Annotated in this window: 24 protein-coding genes; 14 read left to right on the top strand and 10 right to left on the bottom strand. The window is 60.0% G+C overall.

The genetic code is table 11. The features are described from left to right. Positions 1 to 78 precede the first annotated feature (78 nt). The 3 genes from D8U61_RS22800 to D8U61_RS22790 all read right to left on the bottom strand — a co-directional run bounded on the left by D8U61_RS22800 (position 79) and on the right by D8U61_RS22790 (position 4,243). Positions 79 to 2,427, bottom strand: coding sequence for an FdhF/YdeP family oxidoreductase (locus D8U61_RS22800; RefSeq protein ID WP_130927699.1), 2,349 nt, complete (start codon positions 2,425 to 2,427; stop codon positions 79 to 81). Beyond that, entirely contained in the window at positions 2,424 to 3,263 is an 840-nt protein-coding gene (fdhD, locus tag D8U61_RS22795) for a formate dehydrogenase accessory sulfurtransferase FdhD (RefSeq protein WP_125925817.1), read from the bottom strand. Before fdhD ends, D8U61_RS22800 begins: the two co-directional genes overlap by 4 nt. 92 nt (positions 3,264 to 3,355) lie before the next feature. Next, positions 3,356 to 4,243: a LysR family transcriptional regulator gene (locus D8U61_RS22790; protein ID WP_024011190.1), complete on the bottom strand. Its 888-nt coding sequence runs from the start codon at positions 4,241 to 4,243 to the stop codon at positions 3,356 to 3,358. Between the two features lie 138 nt (positions 4,244 to 4,381). Here D8U61_RS22790 and lysM point away from each other — a divergent pair, with 138 nt between their 5' ends. After that, the gene (gene lysM, locus D8U61_RS22785; RefSeq protein WP_016772168.1) at positions 4,382 to 4,831 is read left to right on the top strand and encodes a peptidoglycan-binding protein LysM; all 450 of its coding nucleotides are present in this window, start codon (positions 4,382 to 4,384) and stop codon (positions 4,829 to 4,831) included. Between the two features lie 94 nt (positions 4,832 to 4,925). Here lysM and yrfG read toward each other — a convergent pair whose 3' ends face one another. Next, positions 4,926 to 5,588, bottom strand: coding sequence for a GMP/IMP nucleotidase (yrfG, locus tag D8U61_RS22780; protein ID WP_071174081.1), 663 nt, complete (start codon positions 5,586 to 5,588; stop codon positions 4,926 to 4,928). A gap of 88 nt (positions 5,589 to 5,676) precedes the next feature. On the opposite strand from yrfG, the gene nudE reads away from it, so the two are divergent. Together nudE and cysQ are read left to right on the top strand one after the other, a co-directional pair. Continuing rightward, positions 5,677 to 6,246 carry an ADP compounds hydrolase NudE gene (gene nudE, locus D8U61_RS22775; protein ID WP_016772166.1) on the top strand — a complete coding sequence of 190 codons (570 nt, stop codon included), beginning with the start codon at positions 5,677 to 5,679 and terminating at the stop codon, positions 6,244 to 6,246. 7 nt (positions 6,247 to 6,253) lie between these two features. Further along, entirely contained in the window at positions 6,254 to 7,081 is an 828-nt protein-coding gene (gene cysQ / locus D8U61_RS22770; RefSeq protein ID WP_125925887.1) for a 3'(2'),5'-bisphosphate nucleotidase CysQ, read from the top strand. A gap of 201 nt (positions 7,082 to 7,282) precedes the next feature. On the opposite strand, the gene D8U61_RS22765 is transcribed toward cysQ, so the two are convergent. From D8U61_RS22765 to D8U61_RS22745, 5 genes are all read right to left on the bottom strand, one after another. Beyond that, positions 7,283 to 7,738 (bottom strand): YiiD C-terminal domain-containing protein, encoded by a 456-nt coding sequence (locus tag D8U61_RS22765; protein WP_125925816.1) that lies wholly within the window; start codon positions 7,736 to 7,738, stop codon positions 7,283 to 7,285. Then, positions 7,735 to 9,117 carry a sigma-54 dependent transcriptional regulator gene (locus D8U61_RS22760; protein WP_125925815.1) on the bottom strand — a complete coding sequence of 461 codons (1,383 nt, stop codon included), beginning with the start codon at positions 9,115 to 9,117 and terminating at the stop codon, positions 7,735 to 7,737. Before D8U61_RS22760 ends, D8U61_RS22765 begins: the two co-directional genes overlap by 4 nt. Further along, on the bottom strand, positions 9,114 to 10,922 hold the full coding sequence (locus D8U61_RS22755; RefSeq protein ID WP_125925814.1) for an ATP-binding protein: 1,809 nt from the start codon (positions 10,920 to 10,922) through the stop codon (positions 9,114 to 9,116). Before D8U61_RS22755 ends, D8U61_RS22760 begins: the two co-directional genes overlap by 4 nt. A 42-nt stretch (positions 10,923 to 10,964) precedes the next feature. Continuing rightward, positions 10,965 to 11,510, bottom strand: a complete 546-nt coding sequence (gene rfbC, locus D8U61_RS22750; protein ID WP_016772161.1) for a dTDP-4-dehydrorhamnose 3,5-epimerase — start codon at positions 11,508 to 11,510, stop codon at positions 10,965 to 10,967. A gap of 82 nt (positions 11,511 to 11,592) precedes the next feature. Beyond that, positions 11,593 to 12,117, bottom strand: coding sequence for a DUF3916 domain-containing protein (locus tag D8U61_RS22745; protein WP_083387087.1), 525 nt, complete (start codon positions 12,115 to 12,117; stop codon positions 11,593 to 11,595). 211 nt (positions 12,118 to 12,328) lie between these two features. Between D8U61_RS22745 and D8U61_RS22740 the strand changes: the two genes are divergently transcribed. The 9 genes from D8U61_RS22740 to D8U61_RS22700 all read left to right on the top strand — a co-directional run bounded on the left by D8U61_RS22740 (position 12,329) and on the right by D8U61_RS22700 (position 22,198). Continuing rightward, positions 12,329 to 15,241 (top strand): aminotransferase, encoded by a 2,913-nt coding sequence (locus D8U61_RS22740; protein WP_130927698.1) that lies wholly within the window; start codon positions 12,329 to 12,331, stop codon positions 15,239 to 15,241. Positions 15,242 to 15,546: 305 nt separating this feature from the next. Next, positions 15,547 to 16,425, top strand: a complete 879-nt coding sequence (gene aguB, locus D8U61_RS22735) for an N-carbamoylputrescine amidase (RefSeq protein ID WP_016772158.1) — start codon at positions 15,547 to 15,549, stop codon at positions 16,423 to 16,425. Beyond that, positions 16,425 to 17,531, top strand: coding sequence for an agmatine deiminase (aguA, locus tag D8U61_RS22730; protein ID WP_122508430.1), 1,107 nt, complete (start codon positions 16,425 to 16,427; stop codon positions 17,529 to 17,531). Before aguB ends, aguA begins: the two co-directional genes overlap by 1 nt. Before the next feature lie 245 nt (positions 17,532 to 17,776). Next, the gene (locus D8U61_RS22725; RefSeq protein WP_016772156.1) at positions 17,777 to 17,989 is read left to right on the top strand and encodes a hypothetical protein; all 213 of its coding nucleotides are present in this window, start codon (positions 17,777 to 17,779) and stop codon (positions 17,987 to 17,989) included. Positions 17,990 to 18,449: 460 nt separating this feature from the next. After that, entirely contained in the window at positions 18,450 to 19,754 is a 1,305-nt protein-coding gene (locus D8U61_RS22720) for an OprD family porin (RefSeq protein WP_056787155.1), read from the top strand. A 231-nt stretch (positions 19,755 to 19,985) separates the two neighbouring features. Continuing rightward, the gene (locus D8U61_RS22715) at positions 19,986 to 20,732 is read left to right on the top strand and encodes a 2OG-Fe dioxygenase family protein (protein ID WP_016772154.1); all 747 of its coding nucleotides are present in this window, start codon (positions 19,986 to 19,988) and stop codon (positions 20,730 to 20,732) included. Between the two features lie 79 nt (positions 20,733 to 20,811). After that, on the top strand, positions 20,812 to 21,189 hold the full coding sequence (locus tag D8U61_RS22710; RefSeq protein WP_003220700.1) for a GNAT family N-acetyltransferase: 378 nt from the start codon (positions 20,812 to 20,814) through the stop codon (positions 21,187 to 21,189). Further along, positions 21,186 to 21,902, top strand: a complete 717-nt coding sequence (locus D8U61_RS22705) for an AzlC family ABC transporter permease (protein WP_016772152.1) — start codon at positions 21,186 to 21,188, stop codon at positions 21,900 to 21,902. The genes D8U61_RS22710 and D8U61_RS22705 overlap by 4 nt, the downstream gene beginning before the upstream one ends. Then, positions 21,881 to 22,198: an AzlD domain-containing protein gene (locus tag D8U61_RS22700; protein ID WP_024011198.1), complete on the top strand. Its 318-nt coding sequence runs from the start codon at positions 21,881 to 21,883 to the stop codon at positions 22,196 to 22,198. The genes D8U61_RS22705 and D8U61_RS22700 overlap by 22 nt, the downstream gene beginning before the upstream one ends. Here the strand turns inward: D8U61_RS22700 and D8U61_RS22695 are convergent. Further along, complete coding sequence (locus D8U61_RS22695; RefSeq protein WP_122611119.1) at positions 22,115 to 23,041, bottom strand: LysR family transcriptional regulator; 927 nt, start codon at positions 23,039 to 23,041, stop codon at positions 22,115 to 22,117. The two genes, D8U61_RS22700 and D8U61_RS22695, sit on opposite strands and share 84 nt — an antisense overlap. A gap of 468 nt (positions 23,042 to 23,509) precedes the next feature. Here D8U61_RS22695 and D8U61_RS22690 point away from each other — a divergent pair, with 468 nt between their 5' ends. Both D8U61_RS22690 and D8U61_RS22685 read left to right on the top strand, forming a co-directional pair. Next, on the top strand, positions 23,510 to 23,800 hold the full coding sequence (locus tag D8U61_RS22690) for a type II toxin-antitoxin system RelB/DinJ family antitoxin (RefSeq protein ID WP_125917396.1): 291 nt from the start codon (positions 23,510 to 23,512) through the stop codon (positions 23,798 to 23,800). Continuing rightward, on the top strand, positions 23,760 to 24,080 hold the full coding sequence (locus tag D8U61_RS22685) for a type II toxin-antitoxin system YafQ family toxin (RefSeq protein ID WP_312023558.1): 321 nt from the start codon (positions 23,760 to 23,762) through the stop codon (positions 24,078 to 24,080). Before D8U61_RS22690 ends, D8U61_RS22685 begins: the two co-directional genes overlap by 41 nt. Positions 24,081 to 24,125: the final 45 nt, after the last annotated feature.

Below are 24,125 nucleotides of genomic sequence, written 5' to 3'. Positions count from 1 at the left end.
GGCTCGCTCCCACATTTGAAATGCATTCCAACTGTGGGAGCGAGCCTGCTCGCGAAGGGGCCGGATCTGGCTCCGCGGTTAAGCGGATTTAGCCATGATCAACCCAGTCTCACTCGCCGCTTCCAGCCGGATCGCAATGAACTTCGACGTCGGCGTGTGGCTGCCATCCCCCGTACTTTCCAGCGGCACCAGCGGATTGACCTCCGGATAGTACGCCGCCGCCTGCCCCGCAGGAATATCGAACGCCAACAATGTAAAACCTTTCACCCGGCGCTCGCGACCATCGTCCCAGATCGACACGATGTCGGCCTTCTGTCCCGGACGGAAGCCCAGGCGAATGATGTCGGCCTCGTTGGCGAACAGCACGTCACGCTGGCCCTTCACGCCACGGTAGCGGTCGTCGAGACCATAGATCGTCGTGTTGTACTGATCGTGGGAGCGCATCGATTGCAGGATCAGATCCGGCACCTGGCCGGTGGCGCGGGTGCGTTCGTGGACCAGATCTTTCGGCAACTGATTGGCGCGGAAGTTGGCGCGGCCTGACGGCGTGTTCCACTTGCGGGCGCCAGCCGAGTTGCCCAGATAGAAGCCGCCCGGGTTTTTGATCTTGTCGTTGAAGTCTTTGAAACTCGGGATGGTGTCGGCGATCAGTTCGCGAATGCGCCCGTAATCGGCTACCAGCCAGTTCCAGTCCACCGGTTGGCTGCCGAGAGTGGCGGCAGCGATGCCGGCGATGATCGACGGCTCCGAGCGCATCTGGTTCGACAGCGGCTGCAACTGGCCGTTGGACGCGTGGACCATGCTGAACGAGTCTTCCACGGTCACCGCTTGCGGGCCTTCGGTCTGGATGTCGATGTCGGTGCGGCCCAGGCACGGCAGGATCAACGCGTCTTTGCCGTGAGCGAGGTGGCTGCGGTTGAGCTTGGTGCTGATCTGCACGGTCAGGTCACAATTGCGCAGCGCTTCGAAGGTGCGCGAGCTGTCCGGCGTGGCCTGGGCAAAGTTGCCGCCCAAGCCGATGAACACCTTGGCGCGACCTTGGGCCATCGCATGAATCGCCTCGACCACGTTGTGGCCATTGTGGCGCGGCACCTTGAACTGGAAGCGACGCTCCAGCGAGTCGAGGAACGCCACCGGTGGACGCTCGTTGATGCCCATGGTGCGGTCGCCCTGCACGTTGCTGTGACCACGCACCGGGCACAGACCGGCGCCAGGTTTGCCGATATTGCCGCGCAGCAGCATCAGGTTGGCGATTTCCTGAATGGTCGGCACCGAATGACGGTGCTGGGTGATGCCCATGGCCCAGCACATGATCACGTTCTTGCCTTTGGCGTACATGCGCGCGGCTTGCTCGATCTCGACCAGGGTCAGGCCGGACTGCTCGACGATCTGCTCCCATGAGGTGTCGTCGACAGTGGCGAGGTACTCCAGCACGTTGGCGCTGTGGGCATTGAGGAAGTCATGATCGAACACCGCTGGCTCACCAGCTTTCTGCGCATCGCGTTCCCATTGCAGGAGGAACTTGGCCATGCCGCGCAGCACCGCCATGTCGCCGCCGAGTGCCGGGCGGAAGTACGCGGTGTTGGTCGGCTTGTCGCCGTTGGTGAGCATTTCGATCGGGTGCTGTGGATGCTGGAAACGCTCCAGACCGCGCTCTTTCAGCGGATTGATGCACACCACCTGGGCGCCGCGTTTCACCGCTTCACGCAACGGTTCGAGCATGCGCGGATGGTTGGTGCCGGGGTTCTGGCCCCAGACGAAAATCGCGTCGGCGTGTTCGAAGTCGTCGAAGGTCACCGTGCCTTTGCCGACCCCGACACTCTGCGCCAACGCCACGCCGCTGGCCTCGTGGCACATGTTCGAGCAGTCAGGGAAATTGTTGGTGCCGTAAGCCCGCACGAACAGCTGATACAGATACGCCGCTTCGTTGCTGGCGCGCCCCGAGGTGTAGAACTCGGCCTGATCCGGGCTCGGCAGATTGCGCAGGTGCTTGCCGATCAGAGCGAAGGCATCTTCCCAACTGATCGGCTTGTAGCGATCGGACTCGGCGTCGTAGACCATCGGCTCGGTCAGGCGGCCCTGATATTCCAGCCAGTAATCGCTCTGCTCCAGCAGGGAAGTGACGCTGTGCTTGGCGAAGAACTTCGCATCGACGCGACGCTTGGTCGCTTCCCAGTTCACCGCTTTGGCGCCGTTCTCGCAGAACTTGACCATGCCGCTTTCCGGCGAATCACCCCAGGCGCAACCCGGGCAGTCGAAACCGCCATTCTGGTTGGTCTTGAGCATCATGCGCAGGTTTTTCAGGGCGTTGTCGCTGGTCAGCCACGCCTGGGCCACACTGATCAGGGCGCCCCAGCCGCCAGCGGCACCTTTGTAAGGCTTGTAGCGCGGGACAGGTTTCTGGTCGGCTTGATGATGTTGGCTCACGCTTGATTCTCCATCGCGGGGCTGTACATCCGCGGCGCACTTTTCTGCGGCAGGTGGATGAGATTGAGGTTGTGGCGCCGGGCCCATTGCACGGCCAGGCCGGTGGGTGCCGACAGGCTGACCAGGGTCTGGATGCCGGCACGCAAGACTTTCTGGATCAATTCGAGGCTGCAACGGCTGGTGACAATCGCCAGGCCGCCTTCGGTAGAAATCTTCTGGCGGATCAACCCGCCGATCAGCTTGTCGAGGGCGTTATGGCGGCCGATGTCTTCACGACCGAGCAGCAATTCACCGCTGGCATTCATGAACACCGCAGCATGCACCGCGCCGCAATGCTGGCCGAGCGGCTGGAAGGCGCCGATGCGCTGGCGCAAACCGTCGAGCCATTCGATCGGTGGCAAGGCTGCGCCCGGCAACACTTTGAGCTCAGGCAGCGCCTGTTCGACGGCTTCGACGCCGCACAGTCCGCAGCCACTGGTGCCGGCCAACTGCCGACGCTGCTGTTTGAGGTTCCAGAATGCGCGATTGGCGATGGTCACTTGCGCGTATTGCGCCGAGCCGGCGCCTGTCAGTTGCAGATCGTAGATATCGCTGGCGTCTTCGATGATGCCGCTGCCGAGGCTGAAGCCGACAATGAAGTCTTCCAGATCGGTCGGGGTCACCAGCATCACCGCCTGGCTGATGCCGTTGTAGGCGATCGCCAACGCGACTTCCTCGGCCAGCGCGGTGCTGGCCGATGCCTCAAAGGGTAAATCGCTGTAGCTGTAGGTCTGGCTGGCGGCAGGCGCGGGCGTTTCAATTGCTGGCGCCGCGCAGGCTGGGCGCTTGGCGTTCATGGCATCACCGACGGTTTGATCTAGGTCAAGACTAGGCGCGGCAAGTTGTCGCGTCTAATCGCTATTACCGATCTACCGATAGATGCCGTCGATCAAGCGTCTTTTGACGATTTCTGATAAAGCGCGAAACAGGCTTCTGCCAGCGCTGAACGCGGCGCGCCACGGCGCATGATCAGCCCCAGTGGCGCGAGGGTGTGGGCATTTTCGATCGGTTGCAGACGCAGGTGATCAGCGAGGGTTTCCGCGCCGCCATCAAGCGGCATGATCGCGCAGCAAAAACCGCCGTGTACTGCTTGCAGCAGTTGATGCACGGCGTCGGTTTGCAACAGCGGTTGCGGGGTCAGGCCACGGCTGTGGAAGTTGTGGTCGATGGACTGGCGAAAGTGCATGCCGCTGGTGAGCATGCACAGCGGCAGTTCGATCAGCGACTCCCAGCTCAGGGGTTCTTCGCCGAAGTTGAACGAGCGCTCGTCATAGAGCAGGCCCATGCGCGTCTCGTTGAAGGCCAGCGAATCGAAGCGCTCGCTGTCCAGGCGCTCCAGATACGACACGCCAATGTCGATGCGGTTGTTCGCCAAGTGTTCGAGCACTTGCTCGGAGCTCAGCGACGACAGCTCGAAGCGCAAGTCCGGGTGCGCCGCGTGCAGTCGTTGCATCAGCGGCAAGGGATCGAAGCTCGACAGCGGCACCACGCCCAGGCGCAGCGTACCAATCAGATTTCCGCGACAGGCCGCCGCTTCCGCCTGCAAGCCGTCGTAAGCTGCCAGCACCGTACGCGCCCACGCCAGCACGCGTTCGCCCGGTGCGGTGAAGCCTTCGAAGCGCTGGCCGCGATTGACCAATGGCAGGTCGAGTTCTTCTTCGAGGCTGCGCAAGCGCATCGACAGGGTCGGCTGGGTGATGTGGCAGCGCGCGGCGGCCTGGCCGAAATGGCGGGTTTCGTCGAGGGCGATGAGGAATTTCAGTTGCTTGATGTCCATCTTCGCTCCGGGCGGTTGGCGGGGTGTGGCGATTCTACCGCCTGCGGCGCGGCAGCGTCATTGGTCGGACTGGAACCGGGTTTGGCTGGGGTGGTCTAGGCTTGGACGACTGACCCTTTATTACATGGAGTGAATGCGATGAGCCTGTTCAGTTTTTTGAAAGAAGCCGGTGAAAAGATTCTCGATGCACTGACGCCGGACAAGGCCGAGGCCAACAGCGCAGCGCTGACCAAGCACGTGCAGGAAGCGCTGACTGGTATCGATACGTCGAAGATCCAAGTCAAGGTTGAAGGCGAAAAGGTCATCGCCACGGGTGAAGCGGCGAGTCAGGAAGAGAAAGAAAAGATTCTCTTGGCCCTGGGTAACGTCGCCGGCGTGAGTGGCGTGGACGATCAGATCACCGTGACGGGTGGCGTTGCCGCCGCTGCAAAATTTGTCACGGTCGAGAAGGGCGATACGCTGAGTGCGATTTCCAAGCGCGTGTATGGCGACGCCAACCAGTACAACAAGATTTTCGAGGCCAACAAACCTCAGCTCAAACATCCAGACAAGATCTACCCGGGACAAGTACTGCGTATTCCTGAATAACATTCGAAAGCGCTTTCGCGAGCAGGCTCGCTCCCACATTTGAAACGTATTTCGGTGTGGGAGCGAGCCTGCTCGCGATGGCAGCAACGCGGGGTCAAAGCCCTGCAATCAAATCCCGGTAATCCTCGACTGCGGCAAACTCCGCTGTGTCTTTCGGCCCTTTGCGGCTGTCCGGTTCTTTCACCGCCAGCAAGTGCGCCACGCCAAAATCCCGTGCACTGCGCAGGATCGGCAAGGTGTCGTCGATAAACAGGCTGCGCGCCGGATCAAAACCGATGTCCGCCTGCAAGGCATCCCAGAACTGCGGGTTCTCCTTGGGATAACCATAGTCGTGCGAGCTGATCAGCCGCTCGAAGTATGGTGCGAGTTCGATCCGTTCCAGTTTCAACGACAGCGAATCGCGGTGTGCATTAGTGATCATGATCACCCGTTTGCCGGCGCGTTTGATTGCATCGAGAAAGGTATCGGCATCCGCGCGCAGGGCGATCAAGTGGGCGGTTTCCTGTTTCAGTTCACGCACCGACAATTTCAGTTCCGCGCTCCAGAAATCCAGGCAATACCACTGCAACTGGCCGGCGTGGCGCTCGAACAGCGGCTGCAATTCCAGCTCGGCCATGGCCCGGCTGATGCCGTGCAGCTCGGCGTAGCGCTGGGGCAGGTGTTCGAGCCAGAAATGGTTGTCGAAGTGCAGATCCAGCAGCGTGCCGTCCATGTCGAGCAGAACGGTATCGATGTCGGACCACGGTAAAGAAGGCATGGCAACGTCTCGAACGGTGAAAGGATATCCGACGCAAACAATCGGGAAAGCCGCGTTATAGTAGCGCGTTCACGCCAAGGAGCTTTGCATGCGCCAGAAACCCACCGTACTCGCCCGCGAGATCGTCGCCACCAGTCGCCTGTTTCGCGTCGAAGAACTCAAGCTGCGATTTTCCAATGGCGTGGAGCGTACTTACGAGCGTCTGGTCGGCAAGGGCGCGGGTTATGGCGCGGTGATGATCGTCGCGATGCTTGATGCCGAACACGCAGTGTTAATCGAGGAATACTGCGGCGGCACCGACGAATACGAACTGTCTCTGCCCAAAGGCCTGATCGAGCCGGGCGAGGACGTGCTGGCGGCGGCCGAGCGGGAGCTCAAGGAAGAGGCCGGTTATGGCGCGCGTCAACTGGAGCATCTGACCGAGCTGTCGCTGTCGCCCGGTTACATGAGCCAGAAAATCCAAGTGGTGCTGGCCACCGACCTGTATGAAGAGCGGCTGGAAGGTGATGAGCCGGAGCCGATGCGGGTCGACAAGGTCAACCTGCGCGAACTGTCGGCACTGGCGCAGAATCCGCAATTTTCCGAGGGCCGCGCGTTGGCGGCGCTGTATTTGACCCGCGACCTGCTGAGCCAGCGCGGGGTGTTCAGCTATGAGTGAGACGTCGATGAATTTTCCCCATCCGCTGATGGCACCTGTGGTTGCGCTGGCTTTACAGGCTGGCGAGGCGATTCTGCCGTTCTGGCGTGCCGGCGTCGAAGTCACGGCCAAGTCCGATGATTCGCCGGTGACGGCTGCCGATCTGGCTGCGCATCACCTTATCGTTGCCGGGCTGACGGCGCTGGATCCGAGCATTCCGGTGCTCTCGGAAGAGGACGCCGACATCCCGCAAAGCGTGCGCACCGGTTGGCAGCGCTGGTGGCTGGTGGATCCGCTGGACGGCACCAAGGAGTTCATCAGCGGTAGCGAGGAATTCACCGTCAACATCGCGCTGATCGAAAATGGCCGGGTGGTATTTGGCGTGGTGACGATGCCGACCAACGGTCGTTTTTACGTCGGCGGTGCCGGATTTGGAGCCTGGCGTGGCGACGAGGGCGGTACGCCGACGGCGATTCAGGTGCGCGATGTGCCTGCGCCGGGCGAGGCGTTTACCGTGGTGGCCAGCCGCCGACATTCAAGTCCCGAGCAAGAGCGTTTGCTGGCCGGGTTGAGCGCCAGTCTTGGTGAGCTGCAACTGGCCAATATCGGCAGTTCCTTGAAGTTCTGTCTATTGGCCGAAGGTGCTGCTGATTGCTATCCGCGACTGGCGCCGACTTCGCAGTGGGACACGGCGGCAGCGCAGGGCGTGCTGGAAGGCGCGGGGGGCGAGGTGCTGGATCTGAGCGGCGAGGCGTTCAGTTATCCGCCGCGAGAATCGCTGTTGAACGAGTTCTTTCTGGCGCTGCCGGCGAAGGCTGCGTGGCGCGCGCGGTTGTTGGAGTTGGCCCGAGGCTAACTGCCTGATCCGCAATTCCCCTCACCCAGCCCGCTCCCCCAGGAGAGGGAGCCGACCGAGTTGTCTGGCGCTATGCATTGTCCTGGAGAATCGAGTCGATTGTGGATTCGGCGAAGCAGTTCAGGTCGACGTAAATGTGTAGCATCCCCGTATCGGTTCCCTCTCCCTCGGGAGAGGGCTAGGGTGAGGGGCTGTTGATCTTCAACGGTGCAAAACGTACTGCCCGGTAAATCTCACCGCATCGTCCTCGCTTCCCGCATTCAGGATCCGCGTATCCAGCGTCAACCGCGCCCGTCCGTATCGCCGATACATCGCCACAAACCGCTTCCACACCGCGGCATCCGATGCCGGGCAGATCGCCACGGCGTCCCCGGTCACCGGCAGCGGATAACTGATCTGCCCTTCCTGAATGACGATGTGTCCGTCAGTAATCCCTTCTTCCTGCAAACGTAGATGCAACCAGCCCCAGCCGGCCAGCACCGCGCCGCAGTAGAGGCTGCCGCCAAACATGGTGCTCTTGTGATTGACGTTGGGCGCAAGCGGCAGGTGCAGGCTCAATTGCTGCTCACGCCACTCGAGCACTTTGAGGCCCATCTCGGCGGTCAGCGGAATGTCGTGATGCAGCACCGTTTGCAGGTATTCGCTTGCGCTGCTCATTCGTGGTCTTCCCCGTGGCTGCTGTCGCCGAAATTCAGACCGTGTTTGCGCAGCTTGTCATGCAGGGTCTTGCGCGGAATACCCAAGGCTTCGGCGAGGCTGCGCACCGAGCTGTGCGAGCGCGCCAGCTCGGCGGCGATCAGCGATTTCTCGAAGTTTTCCACTTGCTCGCTGAGGCCGCCACTGACCACTTCTACCGGCGTGCCACCGCTGCCATCAGCGCTGTTGTCCAGTGCCAGTTCAAGCCCGAGGGCGAAGCGTTCGGCGGCATTTTGCAGTTCACGTACATTGCCCGGCCAGGTGTGGCGCAGCAGCAGGGCGCGGTGTGCCGGTTGCAGTTCGTGGGGGGGCAAGCCGTGGCGGGCGCTGGCTTCATCAGCGTAGTGCTGGAACAGCACCAGTGCGTCTTCGCCCCTTTCGCGCAGCGGCGGGATGCGCAGCGGCGCGACGTTGAGGCGGTAATACAAGTCGGCGCGGAAGCGACCCTGATCCGCCGCCTGGCGCAGGTCTTCCTTGGTCGCCGCGATGACGCGGATGTCCAGCGGGATCAACTGATTGCCGCCCAGGCGTTCGACGACGCGCTCCTGCAGCATGCGCAGCAGCTTCACTTGCACGTCTATGCTCATGCTTTCGATTTCGTCGAGAAACAGCGTGCCGCCGTTGGCGAATTCGAATTTGCCGATGCGGCGTTTCTGCGCGCCGGTGAAAGCGCCGGGTTCGTGACCGAACAGCTCGCTTTCCACCACCGATTCCGCCAGGGCGCCGGCGTTGATCGCTACGAACGGACCGTTGCGGCGGCTCGACAAGTCGTGCAGCGCGCGGGCCACGACTTCTTTGCCGGCACCGGTTTCGCCGAGGATCAGCACGTCAGCCTTGGTCGCCGCCAGCGCACCGATCTGCTCACGCAGGCGCAGCATCGGCGTCGAATGGCCGACCAGCCGCGCGCTCAATTCGTTGCGGTCGCTCAAGGCCAGACGCAGGCTGCGGTTGTCCAGCACCAGCCGCCGTAGCGCGAGGGCGCGACGGACGCTGTCGAGCAGTGCATCGCTGGCAAAGGGTTTTTCCAGAAAGTCGTAAGCGCCGGCGCGCATCGCTTGCACTGCCAGCGGTACGTCGCCATGGCCGGTGATCAGCAGCACCGGCAACTCGGGATCCTGTGCGTGCAATTCACTGAGCAGCTCGAGGCCGTCCATGCCCGGCATGCGGATGTCGCTGACCACCACCCCCGGCCAGTCACGCTCAAGCTGTGCCGCCAGCCCTTTGGCTTCGGACAGCGGCAGGATTTTCAGGCCGGCCAGGTCCAGGGTCTGGCCGAGAGCCTGGCGCAAGTGCGGATCGTCGTCGATCAACACTACCTGGATGCGATTGTCGATGGTCATGCACTTCGATCCTCGGACGGTTGCAGGCTGACTCCGGGCGCGCCGGCGCGCAGGCGCAGGGTGATCAGGGCACCGCCTTGTTTGTGGTTGGCGAACGACAGCTCGCCACCAAAGGCGCGCATCAGCGTTTCACAAATGGCCAGTCCCAGACCCAGACCCTGGGTGCGGGTCTTGGTGGTGTAAAAGGGCTCGCTGGCGCGGCCAAGAGCTTCCATGCAGAACCCGGGGCCGTTGTCGCGAATGTACAGATTGACGCCGTCGGCGGTGGCTTCGGCACTCAGCCACAATTTGCGCGGCGGGCCTTTTTCGGTGAGCGCATCGAGAGCATTGGCCAGCAGATTGCCCAGCACCTGACGCAAGCGGGTTTCGCCGGCCTCGACCCACAGCGTGGCTGCGGGCAAGTCGCGGATAAGTTCGACTTCCATGCTGCGCCGACGTTTGGCCAGCAATGCCAGCGCATCGTCCAGCGCCGGTTGCAGGGCGACGCTTTCCGGTGCGTGGCGATCGCGGCGGGCGAAGGCGCGCAGGTGGGCGATGATCGAGGCCATGCGCCCGGTCAGTTCGCTGATCAGCTTGAGGTTGCCGCGCGCGTCCTCGGTGCGCTGATGATCGAGCAGCACTTCGGCGTTTTCCGCATAGCTGCGAATCGCCGCCAGCGGTTGATTGAGTTCGTGACTGATGCTCGCCGACATGGTCCCCAGCGCCGACAATTTGCCCGCCTGGACCAGATCGTCCTGGGCGCGCACCAGCTCCTGCTGCGCCTGCTCACGCTCGAGCACTTCCTGCTTCAAACGCCGGTTGAGGCCCTCCAGATCGCTGGTACGTTCAGCCACCCGACCTTCCAGTTCGCGGCGCGCTTTGGCCTCGAAGGCGATGCGCTCCAGATAATGCCGGCGACGTTGCATCATCAAACCCACCAGCAGCATCACCACCAACAGCGTGGCGCCGCCGATCGCAACTACCGTGCGCACCGGACGATCGATCAGCGTGCGCGGGGCGAGAATGCTCACGCTCCAGCCGGTTTCGGCGATGTCGTGGGTCTGCGTCAGCCAGGCGTCGGCGCTCAGGTTAAGCGGCCGGGGTTCACGGGTCGGGTAGGGCTGGATCGCAGTGATCGCGGCGCGCTCGGCATCGCTCAACTCGCGAGTGGACCGGAAACGCCATTCCGGGCGCGACGTCAGGATGACCACGCCGTTATGGTCGGTCACCAGCAATTGTTCCGGGGTTTTGCCCCACAGGCTTTCGGTATGGTCGAGGTCGACCTTGATCACCAGCACGCCGATGATTTTCTCGCCGTTGCGCACGGCAGCGGCGAAGAAGTAGCCGCGTTTGGCCGAAGTGGTGCCGAGGCCGAAGAAGCGTCCGAGGCGCCCGGCCATGGCTTCGCTGAAATACGGGCGGAAAGCGAAGTTGCGGCCGACGAAGCTGTCGCGTTTGTCCCAGTTCGACGCCGCCAGCGTCTGGCCGGATGTGTCCATCAGGTACATGACTTCAGCGCCGGTCTGCGCGGCGATGTTTTTCAGCAGGCGATTGGCGTTGCCTTGGGTCACGCCGTCGTCCGGCGCACCGAGCACCGCGCGCAGGGCCGGCAGATCGCCGAGAATCTGCGGCAACACTTCATAGCGATGCAGGGTGCCGAGCAGATTGGCGACGTAGAGGTCGAGGGTCTGGCGATTCTGTCCGGCGAGTTCGCTGCGGTAATAGCGCTCGGCGAGGTGCTCCAGCGGCCACAGCAGCGGCGCCAGGCACAGGGCCAACAGTGCGAGGCTGCGCCAGCGGGGTCTGCGGGGGAGCGGTGGTTTCATGTGCCGGATACGCCTGTAGGGACAGGCGCATTATGCCCGGCCTCAGGCGAAGACGTCAGCGTCCTTGAGCAGCGCAGCCGCCTGGTCCTTGGCCGACAGCTTCGGCGCTTCGTCCAGTTGCCAGTCGATGCCCAGCGCCGGGTCGTCCCAGCGAATGCTGCGCTCGGAAGACGGGTCGTAATAATTGGTGGTCTTGTAGAGGAACTCGGCGAACTCGCTCAGCACCACGAAACCGTGAGCGAAACCTTCCGGTACCCATAGCTGACGATGGTTTTCCGCCGACAGGCGCACCGCCACCGATTTGCCGAAATGCGGCGAGCTGCGACGGATGTCCACCGCCACATCGAGCACTTCACCCGCGGTCACACGAACCAGCTTGCCCTGGGTGTTCTGCAACTGGTAATGCAGACCACGCAGCACGCCTTTTTGCGAGCGCGAATGGTTGTCCTGCACAAACTGCGTTTCCAGACCGGTAGCGTCCTGAAACGCCTTGGCATTGAAACTCTCGTAGAAAAAACCACGCTCGTCGCCGAACACCTTGGGTTCGATGATCAGAACACCGGGCAGATCGGTGGTGATGACATTCATGGGGATTTCCATAGACAGGTTTGAATGGCCGACATTCTTGCGCAAAGCGCTGCGGGGCGCGAGTGCGGACTACGCCGGAGCGTCAATCGACCTCGCCAAAATACCAGCGTTCCTCTTCATAAGTCTGCCCATCCCAGCCTTCAACCTCGTAGCGCAAACCTCGTTCGCCCATGCCCTTTGGCAACACAAGACCCCATTCTTGAGCCAGGCTTTTGCCGGTTTCGACATATTCGCTGTCGGAGGCAGGGATGTGACCGCGGTGGTATTCCAGATCCGTATAGATACAGATTTCGCTGGAAAACATGCCGGGAACACAAATGGCTGCGACCACCCTGCAGTCAAGCGCATGCTCAGGACGAGCCAGGCGTAGATGCTGCGCCGCGTCGATCAAGTGCTGGGCACATTGCCTTTTCAGATCGGTCGTTGCCTGTTTTCCTTCGACCATCGCCATGTGAATCGGAATTTTCCAGTTCCAGTATTTATCTTCGAGAGTGAGGTCGGCTGGAAAGTATCCCTCGAAATCGGCGGCCCAAGCAGCCAATGCACGTAAGCGGCGAGGGATGTTGCGAACCTTTTTGTCGGTAAGGGCGAGGCGACGATGGGACATGACTTGGGCTTGCATCCGTGCTGTGAATTCGGGGCGCAGATTGCACAGAGCGGCGCTGAAACACAATCTGAAAGTCTTGTAGGAAAGTTTGCCTGGAAGTCTTTCATGATCGCATTTCCGTTTTCGGTTGACCGGGCAACGTCTTAAGGGGTTGCGTAACCGCCAAGGCAATGGCGATATAAGCGCCTAATAAAATTTCAGGGGTCGTTTCATGCCGCTCGCCACGTTGATTCATCGCGCCAGTTTGCCCGGTCCGCAGGTTTCAGAGGCGCAGGCGCTGCAATGGCTGGCCGAATATTACGGGTTCAGCGGCACGTTGCAGGCGCTGGGCAGCCAGCAGGATCTGAATTATCGCGTCGACAGCGAGCGTGGACGCTTCGTGCTGAAAGTCTGTCGTGGCGACTACGCTCTTGTTGAGCTGCAAGCCCAGCACGCCGGGCTCAAATACTTGGCCGAGCACTCGGCGATCAAGGTGCCGCGCGTCATCGCAGCCAATAACGGTGCAGATCTGTTGTCGTTGCAAGCCAATGGCGAAACGGTGCATGTGCGGTTGCTGGAGTACATCGACGGCCAACCATTGACCGATTTCGATCATCTTGGCAAAGACGTGGTCGCCGGGTTTGGCCGACTCTGTGGCGAGATGGATCTGGCCCTGGCAGGTTTCGATCACCCGGGTCTTGAACGCACCTTGCAGTGGGACGCGCGTCACGCCAACGCTTTGATCAGTCATCTGTTGCCGGTGATCACCGACGCGCAGCAGGGTGCGGCGATCAGCGCTGCCGCCGAGCAGGCCGAGCGCCGTTTGCAGCCGCTGCTGGACAAACTGCCGGTGCAGGCGATTCACATGGACATCACCGATGACAACGTCGTCTGGGCGCGTGATGCCCAGCGGCATTGGCAGTTGCAGGGTGTGATCGACTTCGGTGATCTGGTGCGCACCTGGCGTATCACCGATCTGTCGGTGACCTGTGCGGCTTTGCTGCATCACGCCGATGGCGATCCGTTTGTCATCCTGCCGGCGGTCAAGGCTTATCACGCGGTCAATCCGTTGCAGTACGCTGAGCTGCAAGCGCTGTGGCCATTGATCGTGGCGCGGGCGGCGGTGCTGGTGCTCAGTGGCGAGCAACAGGTGAGCATCGACCCCACCAATACGTATAGCCGCGACAATCTCAGTCACGAGTGGGAAATCTTTCACGTCGCGACATCGGTGCCACAGGCGCTGATGGAAGCGGCGATTCTCACCGCCGTGGGCCAGACCGTGCCGAAGGTCGAAAAACCGGAATTTGCGCCATTGCTGCCCGGATTGGTCGGGCGCGAATTCGCGCTGATCGATCTGGGCGTGTTGAGCCCGCACTTCGAGGCGGGCAATTGGGAGCAGCCGGGCATTGATCAGCGCTTGCTGACAGAGGCCGAAGCGGTGCACGGGCTGGCGGCGACGCGTTATGGCCAGTACCGCTTGTCACGTACTCGGCCAGACAGCGCGACTGAGCCGGACACGTTCCCGTTGCATGTCGAATTGCGTGTGCCGACCGGAACCGAAGTGCAAGCACCGTTCGCCGGCATTCTGAAGCAAGCGGCAAACGGTGCGCTGCAACTCGATGGCCCACAGTTCAGCGTTCGCCTGTGGGGCGTGACGCCTGTTCTTGAACATGGGGTGGCAGTGGATAGAGGCCAGAAACTCGGTGAAGTCACTGGGCCGCTGATTGTGCAGTTGTGCCGAGAAGCAGAGCTCGACGCGCCGCTGTTCTGCACGCCGTCCCGTGCATCGGCGTGGCAGGCGTTGTGCCCGTCACCGGCGATGCTGCTCGGGCTAGCCTGCGACGCCGAGCCTGAGCTGGACGCGAATACCCTGCTCGAACGCCGCGATGCCAGTTTTGCCCGCACGCAAAAGCACTATTACGTTGACCCGCCGCGCATTGAACGCGGCTGGCGCAATCACCTGATTGATATGCAGGGCCGATCCTATCTGGACATGCTCAACAACGTCGCCGTGCTCGGCCACGGTCACCCTCGGATGGCGGCGGTCGCGGCGCGGCAGTGGTCGTTGCTCAATACCAATTCGCGCTTCAACTACGCGGCGGTCGCCGAGTTTTCCGAGCGCTTGGTGAAGCTGGCGCCGGAGGGCATGGATCGTGTGTTTCTGGTCAACAGCGGCAGCGAGGCCAATGACCTGGCGATTCGTCTGGCCTGGGCCTACAGCGGCGGGCGCGACATGATCAGTGTGCTCGAGGCGTATCACGGCTGGACGATCGGTGCCGATGCGGTATCGACGTCGATTGCCGACAACCCGAAAGCGCTGGAAAGTCGCCCGGACTGGGTGCACCCAGTGCCAGCGCCGAACACGTATCGCGGCGAATTCCGTGGCGCCGATTCGGCGCCGGATTACGTGCGCAGCGTCGAGCATCATCTGCAAAAACTGGCCGAGCAAAAGCGGCAACTGGCCGGTTTCATCTGCGAGCCGGTCTACGGCAATGCCGGGGGTATTTCTTTACCGCCGGGCTATTTGCCGCAGGTGTATGAAAAGGTCCGCGCGCAGGGCGGGGTGTGCATCGCTGACGAAGTGCAGGTCGGTTACGGGCGCATGGGTCATTTTTTCTGGGGCTTCGAAGAGCAGGGCGTGGTGCCGGACATCATCACCATGGCCAAGGGCATGGGTAACGGTCAGCCACTTGGCGCGGTGATCACTCGCCGGGAAATCGCGGAGGCGCTGGAGGCCGAAGGCTATTTCTTCTCGTCGGCGGGCGGCAGTCCGGTCAGTTGCCAGATTGGTATGGCGGTGCTCGATGTGATGGAGGAAGAAAAGCTCTGGGAAAACGCCCAGGTCGTCGGCGGCCACTTCAAGGCGCGCCTGGAAGCGTTGATCGATAAACATCCGCTGGTCGGCGCGGTGCACGGCTCCGGGTTTTATCTGGGGCTGGAACTGATCCGCAATCGGCAGACACTGGAACCGGCAACCGCCGAGACTGCGTTGCTGTGTGATCGCCTGCGCGAGTTGGGGATTTTCATGCAGCCGACGGGCGATGATTTGAACATCCTCAAGATCAAGCCACCGATGGTGACGTCGCGCCAGAGCGTGGATTTCTTTGTCGATATGCTGGATCGGGTGCTTACCGAAGGCATTTAAGCAACGCACATCCCCTGTGGGAGCGAGCCTGCTCGCGAAAGCTGTGTATCAGTCGCCACATGCGGTGACTGACACAGCGCATTCTCGAGCGGGCTCGCTCCCACATTTATTTTCGGTCTGAAGTCCGATTTGTATCGATTTAATTGGCGTTCAAACAGAGAGATTTCTTCTTTACAGCTTCTAAAGCCGATATTTATCGGTTATAAAGTTGCCATTGCTCCGGCATGGCGATCTTTTGTCCGGTGCGCGCGTTTTCTTTTCGGTCGAATTCTTCGACCGTCAAAGCACTAGCCCGGAGATGATTCATGAGCCGTATCGTTACCGTCGCCGCCACGCAGATGGCCTGTTCGTGGGACCTGGAAGCCAACCTCGAAACCGCTGAAAGACTGGTCCGCGAAGCCGCCGCCAAAGGCGCGCAGATCATCCTCATCCAGGAACTGTTCGAGGCGCCGTACTTTTGCCAGAAGCCCAATCCGGATTACCTGCAACTGGCAACGACGGTTGAAGAAAACGTGGCCATCAAGCATTTCCGGAAAATCGCCAAAGAGCTGCAAGTGGTGCTGCCGATCAGCTTCTACGAACTGGCGGGGCGTGCACGCTTCAACAGCATCGCGATCATCGACGCCGACGGCAGCAACCTCGGGATTTATCGTAAAAGCCATATCCCCGACGGCCCGGGCTATCACGAAAAGTATTACTTCAACCCGGGCGACACCGGCTTCAAGGTATGGAACACCCGTTATGCGAAAATCGGCGTCGGCATCTGCTGGGACCAGTGGTTCCCGGAAGCGGCGCGCAGCATGGCCTTGCAAGGCGCGGAAATTCTCTTTTATCCGACCGCGATCGGCAGCGAGCCGCACGACAAGACCATTTCTTCGCGCGATCACTGGCAGCGGGTGCAGCAGGGCCATGCCGGCGCCAACCTGATGCCGCTGATCGCCAGCAACCGCATCGGCAACGAAGAACAGGACGGCTACGACATCACCTTCTATGGCTCTTCATTCATCGCCAACCAGTTCGGCGAAAAAGTGCAGGAGCTGAATAAAACCGAAGAAGGTATTCTTGTGCACACGTTCAACCTCGACGAGCTGGAACATATTCGCAGCGCGTGGGGTTCATTCCGCGACCGCCGACCGAATCTGTACGGCGCGTTGAAAACCCTCGACGGTTCCCTGGAGTCCTGATGACCACATTGAAAAGTACCCCGCGCGCCGACGGCTTCTACATGCCGGCCGAGTGGGCGCCACAAACCCAGACCTGGATGATCTGGCCCGAGCGCCCGGACAACTGGCGTCTGGGCGGCAAACCGGCGCAGGCCGCGCACGCCGCCGTGGCCAAAGCCATCGCCCGTTTCGAGCCGGTCACCGTTGCCGTCTCCGCCGGCCAATACGAAAACGCCCGCGCGCGCCTCGATGTGCCGAATATCCGCGTGGTGGAAATGTCCAGCGACGACGCCTGGGTTCGTGACAGCGGCCCGACCTTTGTTATCAATAACCATGGTGAAGTGCGCGGTGTGAACTGGGATTTCAACGCCTGGGGCGGTTTCGATGGCGGCCTGTATGCACCGTGGAACCGTGATTCGCAGGTCGGCGGCAAGATCCTCGAGATCGAGCGCAGCCCGCGTTACCGCACCGAAGGTTTCGTGCTCGAAGGCGGTTCGATTCATGTCGACGGCGAAGGCACGCTGATCACCACCGAAGAATGCCTGCTCAACCGCAATCGCAACCCGCACCTGAGCCGCGAAGAAATCGAAGCCGTACTCAGCGACAACCTGTCCGTGGACAAGATCATCTGGTTGCCGGATGGCTTGTTCAACGATGAAACCGACGGCCATGTGGATAACTTCTGCTGCTACGTGCGTCCGGGCGAAGTGCTGCTGGCGTGGACCGATGATCCGCAGGATCCGAACTACCCGCGCTGCCAGGCCGCAATGAAAGTGCTGCAAAGCAGCACCGACGCCAAGGGCCGCCCGTTCACGGTGCACAAAATGCCGATTCCGGGGCCGCTGTACGCGACCGAAGAAGAGTGTGCCGGCGTCGATGCGGTGGACGGTTCGCAGGAGCGCAATCCTTCCGTGCGTCTGGCCGGTTCCTACGTGAACTTCCTGATCGTCAACGGCGGCATCATCGCGCCGAGCTTCGACGACCCGATGGACGCCCCGGCCAGGGAAATCCTGCAGAAGCTGTTCCCGCAACACGAAGTAGTGATGGTGCCGGGCCGCGAACTGTTACTGGGTGGCGGCAATATTCACTGCCTTACCCAACAGCAGCCAGCGCCGCACAAAGAGTGAGTTGAGTCGTAACAGCTTGAGTTGATTCACAAATCAGCCAGGCAATGATTAGCTCGCTCTGCATCAAAGCAAGCCCGCGGCCCGTCAGGACCGCGGGCTTGTTTGTATCCGCCGGTCGACATTCGAGTCGCCTTGGCATAGCTCTTGTATTGCTCCTTATGCACTAGGGAGGGCGGGGAACTTCAACAGTTCTGTCACAAACCTTGGATAACGTAGCCGCTCACGAACGGGGAGAGAGCGCTGAAATGAACGCCGAAGTGAACGTAATCAGCGAGCGGACTGTGCATCCCATGGCCGTCAACGGCGAATCGCTCCAGCTTGTCGCGCACTGGTTGAAGTCCAATGGAACGCGTCAGATCAGACAACCTGATCCGCGCCGGATGATGATCGAGCGTTACCCCGCTGGCCTGTTCAGCGAGGCCGAGCTGGAAGCCTTGTGGGATGTGATGGAAGGATAAGAACAATAGGGATTGGTAAAAGCGCTGCCGGGATGGCGGCGCTTTTTTTGCCTGATTTTTATCCACAGGTATTCAAAAGTGGGAGCGAGCCTGCTCGCGAAGGCGTCAGCACTGCCAGTGACTTTGTTGACTGATCCAGCGCTTCGCGAGCAGGCTCGCTCCCACAGTTCAAACTCCCTGTTTAATCCGTTTTTTCTGCAACCGCCCAGCAAAAAAATTACGTTTCTTAGACGTTTTTCGCCTATTTAAAGACGATTCTTGAAATTGACACACAGTTCAGGGCGCGGCTACGATTCGGCCCAACGCCTGTGGCTAACCGCCATGACTCAAAATAAGGAGCAGGCCCGCCATGACGTTAACGTCGGCGGGCTTTTTTGTTTCGGGGTGAATACAAGAGTGCAGAAAGCGCCGTTTCAGCCGTTCGACACAGCGCGTTTCAACCCGTAATAAGGAAAACAAAATGTTGAACAAGCGAATCAGTCTGATCGCACTGGGGATGTTGAGTGCTACACAGGCCATGGCTAACGACCAGGCCGAATCCAAGGGTTTCGTTGAAGACAGCAGCCTGAAAGTACTGTTGCGCAACGCCTACATCAATCGTGATTACAAAGACGGTAACAAGGACAAGGCCGAATGGGGCCAAGCGGCCATCGGTACGTTCTCCTCGGGCTTCACTCAAGGCACCGTCGGTGTCGGCGTGGACGCTTTCGGTCTGTACGCATTGCGCCTGGACGGCGGCAAGGGCCGTAGCGGCGCCGGCGGCATCGACTTCTTCAAACAGGAAAATGACGGTCGTGCGAACCACGACATCGCCAAGGGCGGCGCAGCGGTCAAATTCCGTGTTTCCAACACCGTGTTGACCTATGGCGACCAGATGCCGGCCCTGCCGGTGCTGAGCTACGACAACGTGCGTCTGCTGCCGGAAAGCTATACCGGTACTTTGATCACCTCCCGTGAGATCCAAGGCCTGGAATTGAACGCCGGCCGATTCACCGCCGAGTCGCGCAAGAGCGATGAAGGCCGTGACAGCGGCGGTCTCAAGTCGATCAACGTGTTGGGCGGCAGCTATCAGTTCACCGAACACTTCAAAGGCGCGCTGTATGCGTCCGACGTTGAAGACGTCTTGAAGAAACAGTACGTGAACGCCAACTATGTGATTCCGTTCAACAAGGATCAGTCCCTGACCCTGGACTTCAACGGCTATCGCACCAAGCTGGACAGCTCGTACGTACGCGAAAACACCGTGCCGGGCGAAAGCATCGTCACTGGTCGCGACAACAAGATCTGGAGCCTGGCAGCCACTTTCGCCACCGGCCCGCACTCGTTCACCGTGGCGCATCAGCGTTCCACTGGCGACAGCAACCTGGGCTACGCCTATGGCGGCTACCAGAAAGATCAGGGCCGTGTTGGCGACGGTGGTAACTCCATCTATCTGGCCAACTCCTACTGGTCCGACTTCAACGCCGAAGACGAACGCAGCTGGCAGCTGGGTTACGGCCTGGACTTTGGTTCGTTCGGCGTTCCGGGTCTGAGCTACAACTTCGCTTACGTGCGCGGCGACAACATCACCACGTCTACCAGCGAAGGCGGCACCGAGCGCGAGATCTTCAACCAGTTCAAGTACGTCGTGCAAAGTGGCCCGGCCAAAGACCTGAGCGTGAAGTTGCGCAGTTCGATCCTGCGCGTGTCGCAGAAATCCAGCGAGTACAACGTCAGCGGTAACGAACTGCGTGTATTCGTGGACTATCCGATCAACATCTTCTGATGATCGATCCGCTGTAAGAAAAATGAGAAAACCCCGATTCGTTCGGGGTTTTTTTTCGGCGTTTTTTCAGCGCAAACCGCAAATAACCGGTGTTCTTGTCATGTAAAAGTCGTTTTTCAAGCGCTGCAGATTCCGTTTCAAGCAGTGCTTCAAATGCCTGAAATTCTTTCTCATGGACGCAAATTCTCCACCCAATAGATTAGGGCGTTCAACGCAGCGGAGAATTTGGTAATGATCGTTTTGAACAGAGAAGTGGGCGAATCGCTACGGCGCGACAAGTTTGTCAACGTCCAGGGTGGTGACTTCAATCTCTACGGTCATTTTGCCGACTTCGTCAGACTGACCAAGAGTTGGGAAAACATGGAGCCTGACAGTTACTACGGTCAGGCCGAAGCCGGCATGCGTTATCGTCGTTACAGCGACTTTGAATACAACCCGAAAACCCGTGAGCTCAAGCAACTTGAGCATCGCGCTTACGTGCAATCGAAAGAGAACAACGCTTACGTCGGTGGCGTGGTACGACACTTTCAGGACTTTTCCGAAGAAGTGATCTCTTCGCCGGTGATGCGCAGCCTGATCGACACCGATTTCGAAGTGTACAAAAGTGTCCTGCCGGAAGAGTTGCACGATGAAATCTGGCAGTGCCAGATCCATCAGATCCGCATTGAGATCAAACCCGGCAAGCAGCTGGAAATCACCCCTGAAGGCATTCATTGCGACGGCTATCCGTTCAGCGGCGTGCACTTCTGGGGGCGCAATAATGTCGAGGGCGCTGAGAGTCGTTTGTACGACATTCATCAGCAACAGCTGGCGGCGACCACCTACGAGGAAATTCTCGATACCACCTACTTCCTCGATCGCGACATGCGCCATTACGTGACCCCGGCGCGCAACACCCACACCCATGCCATGGCGTACCGGCAGATTCTGGCGATTTCCTTCTCGCGGCCCGGGACCGCTTTCGACATTGTTCGCTAATCAGATCACCCCAATCGACGGCGTCGAGTGCTCGACGCCAGTGGTACTGCGCCGCGCCACCGCCAAGGATGCGCAACGCATGGAGCGCTTCTTCCGCCAGTTCGACGAAGTGTCGTTCTGCGAATGGCAGGACGCCAAATGCCTGCGCGGCGTGTTGATCCAGAAAACCACCACGGCGTACCTGGCTTTCGATGTCGAGGGCGAGATCGTCGGCGCGGTGCTCGGCGGCATGCTCGGCAGTCGCGGCACGATCAACCATCTGGCCGTGAGCCCGCGTTACCGCAGCCAGGGCGTGGGCCAGCGTTTGGTCGAAGCAGCGTCGTCCGACATGAAACGGGTCGGGGTGCTGCGGATGTTTCTGTTCGTCGACGATGCTAACCTCGCGGGCAAGCGATTCTGGACCGCCCAGGGTTTTTGCGAGCCTCACGGCGAACGAACATTTGAGAGGGATCTATGAATGAAAGGTCCGGCAGCGCGCCGCTGATGGCGACTCATCAGCCGTCGCGCACGTTTGCCGAAGCCAGCCCGGTGGTCGCCGGGTATTTCACCGTGTCGTTTGTCTTCGGGCTGATGGCGGTCAACGCCGGCCTGCCGATGTGGCTGCCGGTGGCGATGTGCTTGTTTGTCTATGCCGGCGCTTCGCAATTCGCCGCGCTGGCGCTGATCTCCAGCGGTGCGTCGCTGACCACCATTGTGCTGACCACGTTTCTGATCAATGCGCGGCACATGCTGATGTCGGTGTACATGGCCAAAGCCCTGCGTGCATTGGGCTTGAGCCGCATGGAGCGTTGGGCTTACGCCGGTGGCCTGACGGATGAATCCTTCGCCTTTCATAGCGTCAAGCTCGGCACGGGCGCACCGGTCAACGTGCGTTACCTGATCGGTTTCAATCTGTTCTGCCACACCTCGTGGGTGCTCGGCGGTTTGCTCGGTGCGGTCTGCGCGCAGTACGCGGCGCACTTGATCAAATATCAGCTCGATTACGCGCTGACGGCGATGATGCTCTACGTGCTGGTCTCGCTGTGCAACACGCGTAACAAATTGATTGCGGCCGCTGCTGCCGTGGTGTGCATGGGTGCGCTGAGCCTGATCGGCAGTTCGCCCTTCAACGTATTTATCGCCACGTTTGTGGGCTGCGGAGTGGGTGTATGCCTGACCAAACGTTCCTGATTCTGGTGGTGGTGCTGATGATGGCGGTGACCTTCCTGCCGCGCGCCTTGCCGCTGCAGATCAACACCGAACACTGGCCGCCGTTCGTGGCGCGCGCACTGGAATATCTGCCGGTGGCGATCGTCGCTGCGATCAGCCTCACGCCCCTGTTGATCAAGGACCGGCAGATCCAGCTCGATCGCCCGGAATTCTATGCCGCGATTCCGACGTTGCTATGTGCGTATTTCAGCAAAAACCTCTTTCTCAGTGTGGCGGTGGGGACGGCTGCGTACATTGCGCTCGGCTCGTTCATGTAGCGGCAGATCAACGACGTCGTTCAGCGCCTGGTGGGACAACTCCGGGTTGTTTACCGCCAGCCGGACTTCGAGGAAATCCTCGAAACCCGGAAAAATCGTCAGGCCGTTCTTCTGCGCCGCTTCACGCGAGACCATGCCGACCGCATCCATCTGCGTGATCAACGACAGCGTCAGGGTTTCGCTGCAGGAATAGACCATGCGCTGGCCGTTCTCGTGATTGCCCAGCCCGGCGTCGAGAAAACGCAAAAAGCTGTGGGAATACGGACAATCTTCCGCAGGACGCACTTGAAACTTGTTGCCCAGCAACGTCAGCGGATCGTTTTCCTGACCGCAATGCGCACCGACCACCTGCACCTGCACCTCCGGAAGGACGATGCTCGGCAGCCCCGGCCGCTGCGGGCCGATCAGTACGGCAAGGTCGAAATCTTCGTTCTTCAGCTTGCTGAGATTTTCCATCGACTCGGCGTAGCTGAACTCCATCTGGTAATCGGGAAACACCTCGATCAGGCGCCCGATCATGCGCCGGTTGAAATCAGGCGACAGGGTGTTGTTCAACGCCACCTTCAACGTCCGCTGCCCGGGGACCTTCAGCGCCTCGACCTTTTCTTCCATCTGTCGCGTGGCAATCAGCACTTTGTCGATGTAAGGCGTGAGCTCCGTGCCTTGCGGCGTCAGCGTCAGGCCCTTGTTGGAACGGCGAAACAAGCGGAAACCGAACTGCTCTTCGACCTTGTTCAACTGTGCGGCCAACGCCTGCACGGTCAGGCACGAATGCTCGGCTGCGGCCGACAACGAGCCGGTCTGCACGATGCGCATGAGGTTGCGTAAGGTTCTGCTATCCATGGGTAATGCCCTCTGAAGTGGGCTGGGTATTGTTGTGTACGAAACGACGGAAACGGCGCCATATGCCGGCTATATTCCTGCACCTGAGCATAGTTGTCGCGGCTTTAGTAGCGAATTGATTTCCCCGCCGATGGCTGGAGGCTGACAGAGGATCGGGGTTTTTGGTGAAGCGGGGGTGATGAAGGTCAAAAAAGTGCGTGGTTTTGGTGCGCGGGGAGATTCTTTTCGAAGAGAAACAGCTTACATCTTCCTAGCTTTTTGCCTGCGTCATACGCAGATAGGTCTCGGGTAAAGTAACGATTTAGCTGATAGCGCCCAACAGTCAAAGGAGTTGAAATGGATGTCTGGCATGCGAGCCATGGTAGTAGATAACCACCTATCAACTTCGCGTTGACCGACGAAGATCACTCCGAACACAATGCAGAGGTAGCGCTGATGTAGCTACAAAACCACGATGAGGTAATTGAAATGGCTGCACTACTGAAAACTACCGATGTGCGCTGCCGCATTGATGAGGATTTGAAAGCGCGTGCCACTGAAGTCTTGAACGCTTGCGGGCTGAGCATTAGTGACGCCATGCGACTTTTTCTGCGACAGGTTGTTGCTACTCAGGGGCTTCCCTTCGAGGTGCGAGTTCCATCGGAGAAGACGGCCCGCGCAATGATGGAAGCACGAGAAATCCGTCAGCGTTTCGACTCGATAGACGACATGCTGAGGAATGCTGATGGCGAAACAGGAGAAAACACAAAAACGCGCTGATCGACCTAAACAGTGTGCACAGACTTCTGAATTCAAGAAGTCTTGGGATCGTTACAACCGTGCCGGAAGGCGAGATATGAACGACGTTCGGAAGGTGATGGCAATGTTGTTCCTGGGGCAGCAGTTACCGGCAGAATATCTGGATCATGCGCTGACTGGAGATTGGTCTGGATTCCGCGAGTGTCATATCGGTGGCGATTTTCTGATGGTTTACGAGAACACACGTCCCGACCTGATCACGTTCGTGGATTTAGGGAGTCATTCAGAACTGTTTCAATAGCGCAGAAATACATAAGCCGGCTTAACTCCGGCTTCTGCGCATTTG

It is taken from the genome of Pseudomonas sp. Sample_14 (genome assembly GCF_004307515.1).
Taxonomy (GTDB): domain Bacteria; phylum Pseudomonadota; class Gammaproteobacteria; order Pseudomonadales; family Pseudomonadaceae; genus Aquipseudomonas; species Aquipseudomonas atacamensis.
Note: the sequence above shows the minus strand (reverse complement) of the source record. Positions and strands in the feature narration are given on the sequence as shown.

What these genes read in the sequence shown, in the direction of transcription:
- aguB (WP_016772158.1), top strand. Translation starts at nt 15,547, where the DNA reads ATGAGCCGTATCGTTACCGTCGCCGCCACGCAGATGGCCTGTTCGTGG.
- D8U61_RS22790 (WP_024011190.1), bottom strand. Translation starts at nt 4,243, where the DNA reads ATGGACATCAAGCAACTGAAATTCCTCATCGCCCTCGACGAAACCCGC.
- D8U61_RS22700 (WP_024011198.1), top strand. Translation starts at nt 21,881, where the DNA reads ATGCCTGACCAAACGTTCCTGATTCTGGTGGTGGTGCTGATGATGGCG.
- D8U61_RS22760 (WP_125925815.1), bottom strand. Translation starts at nt 9,117, where the DNA reads ATGACCATCGACAATCGCATCCAGGTAGTGTTGATCGACGACGATCCG.
- yrfG (WP_071174081.1), bottom strand. Translation starts at nt 5,588, where the DNA reads ATGCCTTCTTTACCGTGGTCCGACATCGATACCGTTCTGCTCGACATG.
- cysQ (WP_125925887.1), top strand. Translation starts at nt 6,254, where the DNA reads ATGAATTTTCCCCATCCGCTGATGGCACCTGTGGTTGCGCTGGCTTTA.
- D8U61_RS22685 (WP_312023558.1), top strand. Translation starts at nt 23,760, where the DNA reads ATGCTGATGGCGAAACAGGAGAAAACACAAAAACGCGCTGATCGACCT.
- lysM (WP_016772168.1), top strand. Translation starts at nt 4,382, where the DNA reads ATGAGCCTGTTCAGTTTTTTGAAAGAAGCCGGTGAAAAGATTCTCGAT.
- D8U61_RS22725 (WP_016772156.1), top strand. Translation starts at nt 17,777, where the DNA reads ATGAACGCCGAAGTGAACGTAATCAGCGAGCGGACTGTGCATCCCATG.
- fdhD (WP_125925817.1), bottom strand. Translation starts at nt 3,263, where the DNA reads ATGAACGCCAAGCGCCCAGCCTGCGCGGCGCCAGCAATTGAAACGCCC.
- D8U61_RS22690 (WP_125917396.1), top strand. Translation starts at nt 23,510, where the DNA reads ATGGCTGCACTACTGAAAACTACCGATGTGCGCTGCCGCATTGATGAG.
- D8U61_RS22715 (WP_016772154.1), top strand. Translation starts at nt 19,986, where the DNA reads ATGATCGTTTTGAACAGAGAAGTGGGCGAATCGCTACGGCGCGACAAG.
- D8U61_RS22720 (WP_056787155.1), top strand. Translation starts at nt 18,450, where the DNA reads ATGTTGAACAAGCGAATCAGTCTGATCGCACTGGGGATGTTGAGTGCT.
- D8U61_RS22695 (WP_122611119.1), bottom strand. Translation starts at nt 23,041, where the DNA reads ATGGATAGCAGAACCTTACGCAACCTCATGCGCATCGTGCAGACCGGC.
- nudE (WP_016772166.1), top strand. Translation starts at nt 5,677, where the DNA reads ATGCGCCAGAAACCCACCGTACTCGCCCGCGAGATCGTCGCCACCAGT.
- D8U61_RS22710 (WP_003220700.1), top strand. Translation starts at nt 20,812, where the DNA reads ATGGAGCGCTTCTTCCGCCAGTTCGACGAAGTGTCGTTCTGCGAATGG.
- D8U61_RS22755 (WP_125925814.1), bottom strand. Translation starts at nt 10,922, where the DNA reads ATGAAACCACCGCTCCCCCGCAGACCCCGCTGGCGCAGCCTCGCACTG.
- rfbC (WP_016772161.1), bottom strand. Translation starts at nt 11,510, where the DNA reads ATGAATGTCATCACCACCGATCTGCCCGGTGTTCTGATCATCGAACCC.
- D8U61_RS22745 (WP_083387087.1), bottom strand. Translation starts at nt 12,117, where the DNA reads ATGTCCCATCGTCGCCTCGCCCTTACCGACAAAAAGGTTCGCAACATC.
- aguA (WP_122508430.1), top strand. Translation starts at nt 16,425, where the DNA reads ATGACCACATTGAAAAGTACCCCGCGCGCCGACGGCTTCTACATGCCG.
- D8U61_RS22705 (WP_016772152.1), top strand. Translation starts at nt 21,186, where the DNA reads ATGAATGAAAGGTCCGGCAGCGCGCCGCTGATGGCGACTCATCAGCCG.
- D8U61_RS22765 (WP_125925816.1), bottom strand. Translation starts at nt 7,738, where the DNA reads ATGAGCAGCGCAAGCGAATACCTGCAAACGGTGCTGCATCACGACATT.
- D8U61_RS22740 (WP_130927698.1), top strand. Translation starts at nt 12,329, where the DNA reads ATGCCGCTCGCCACGTTGATTCATCGCGCCAGTTTGCCCGGTCCGCAG.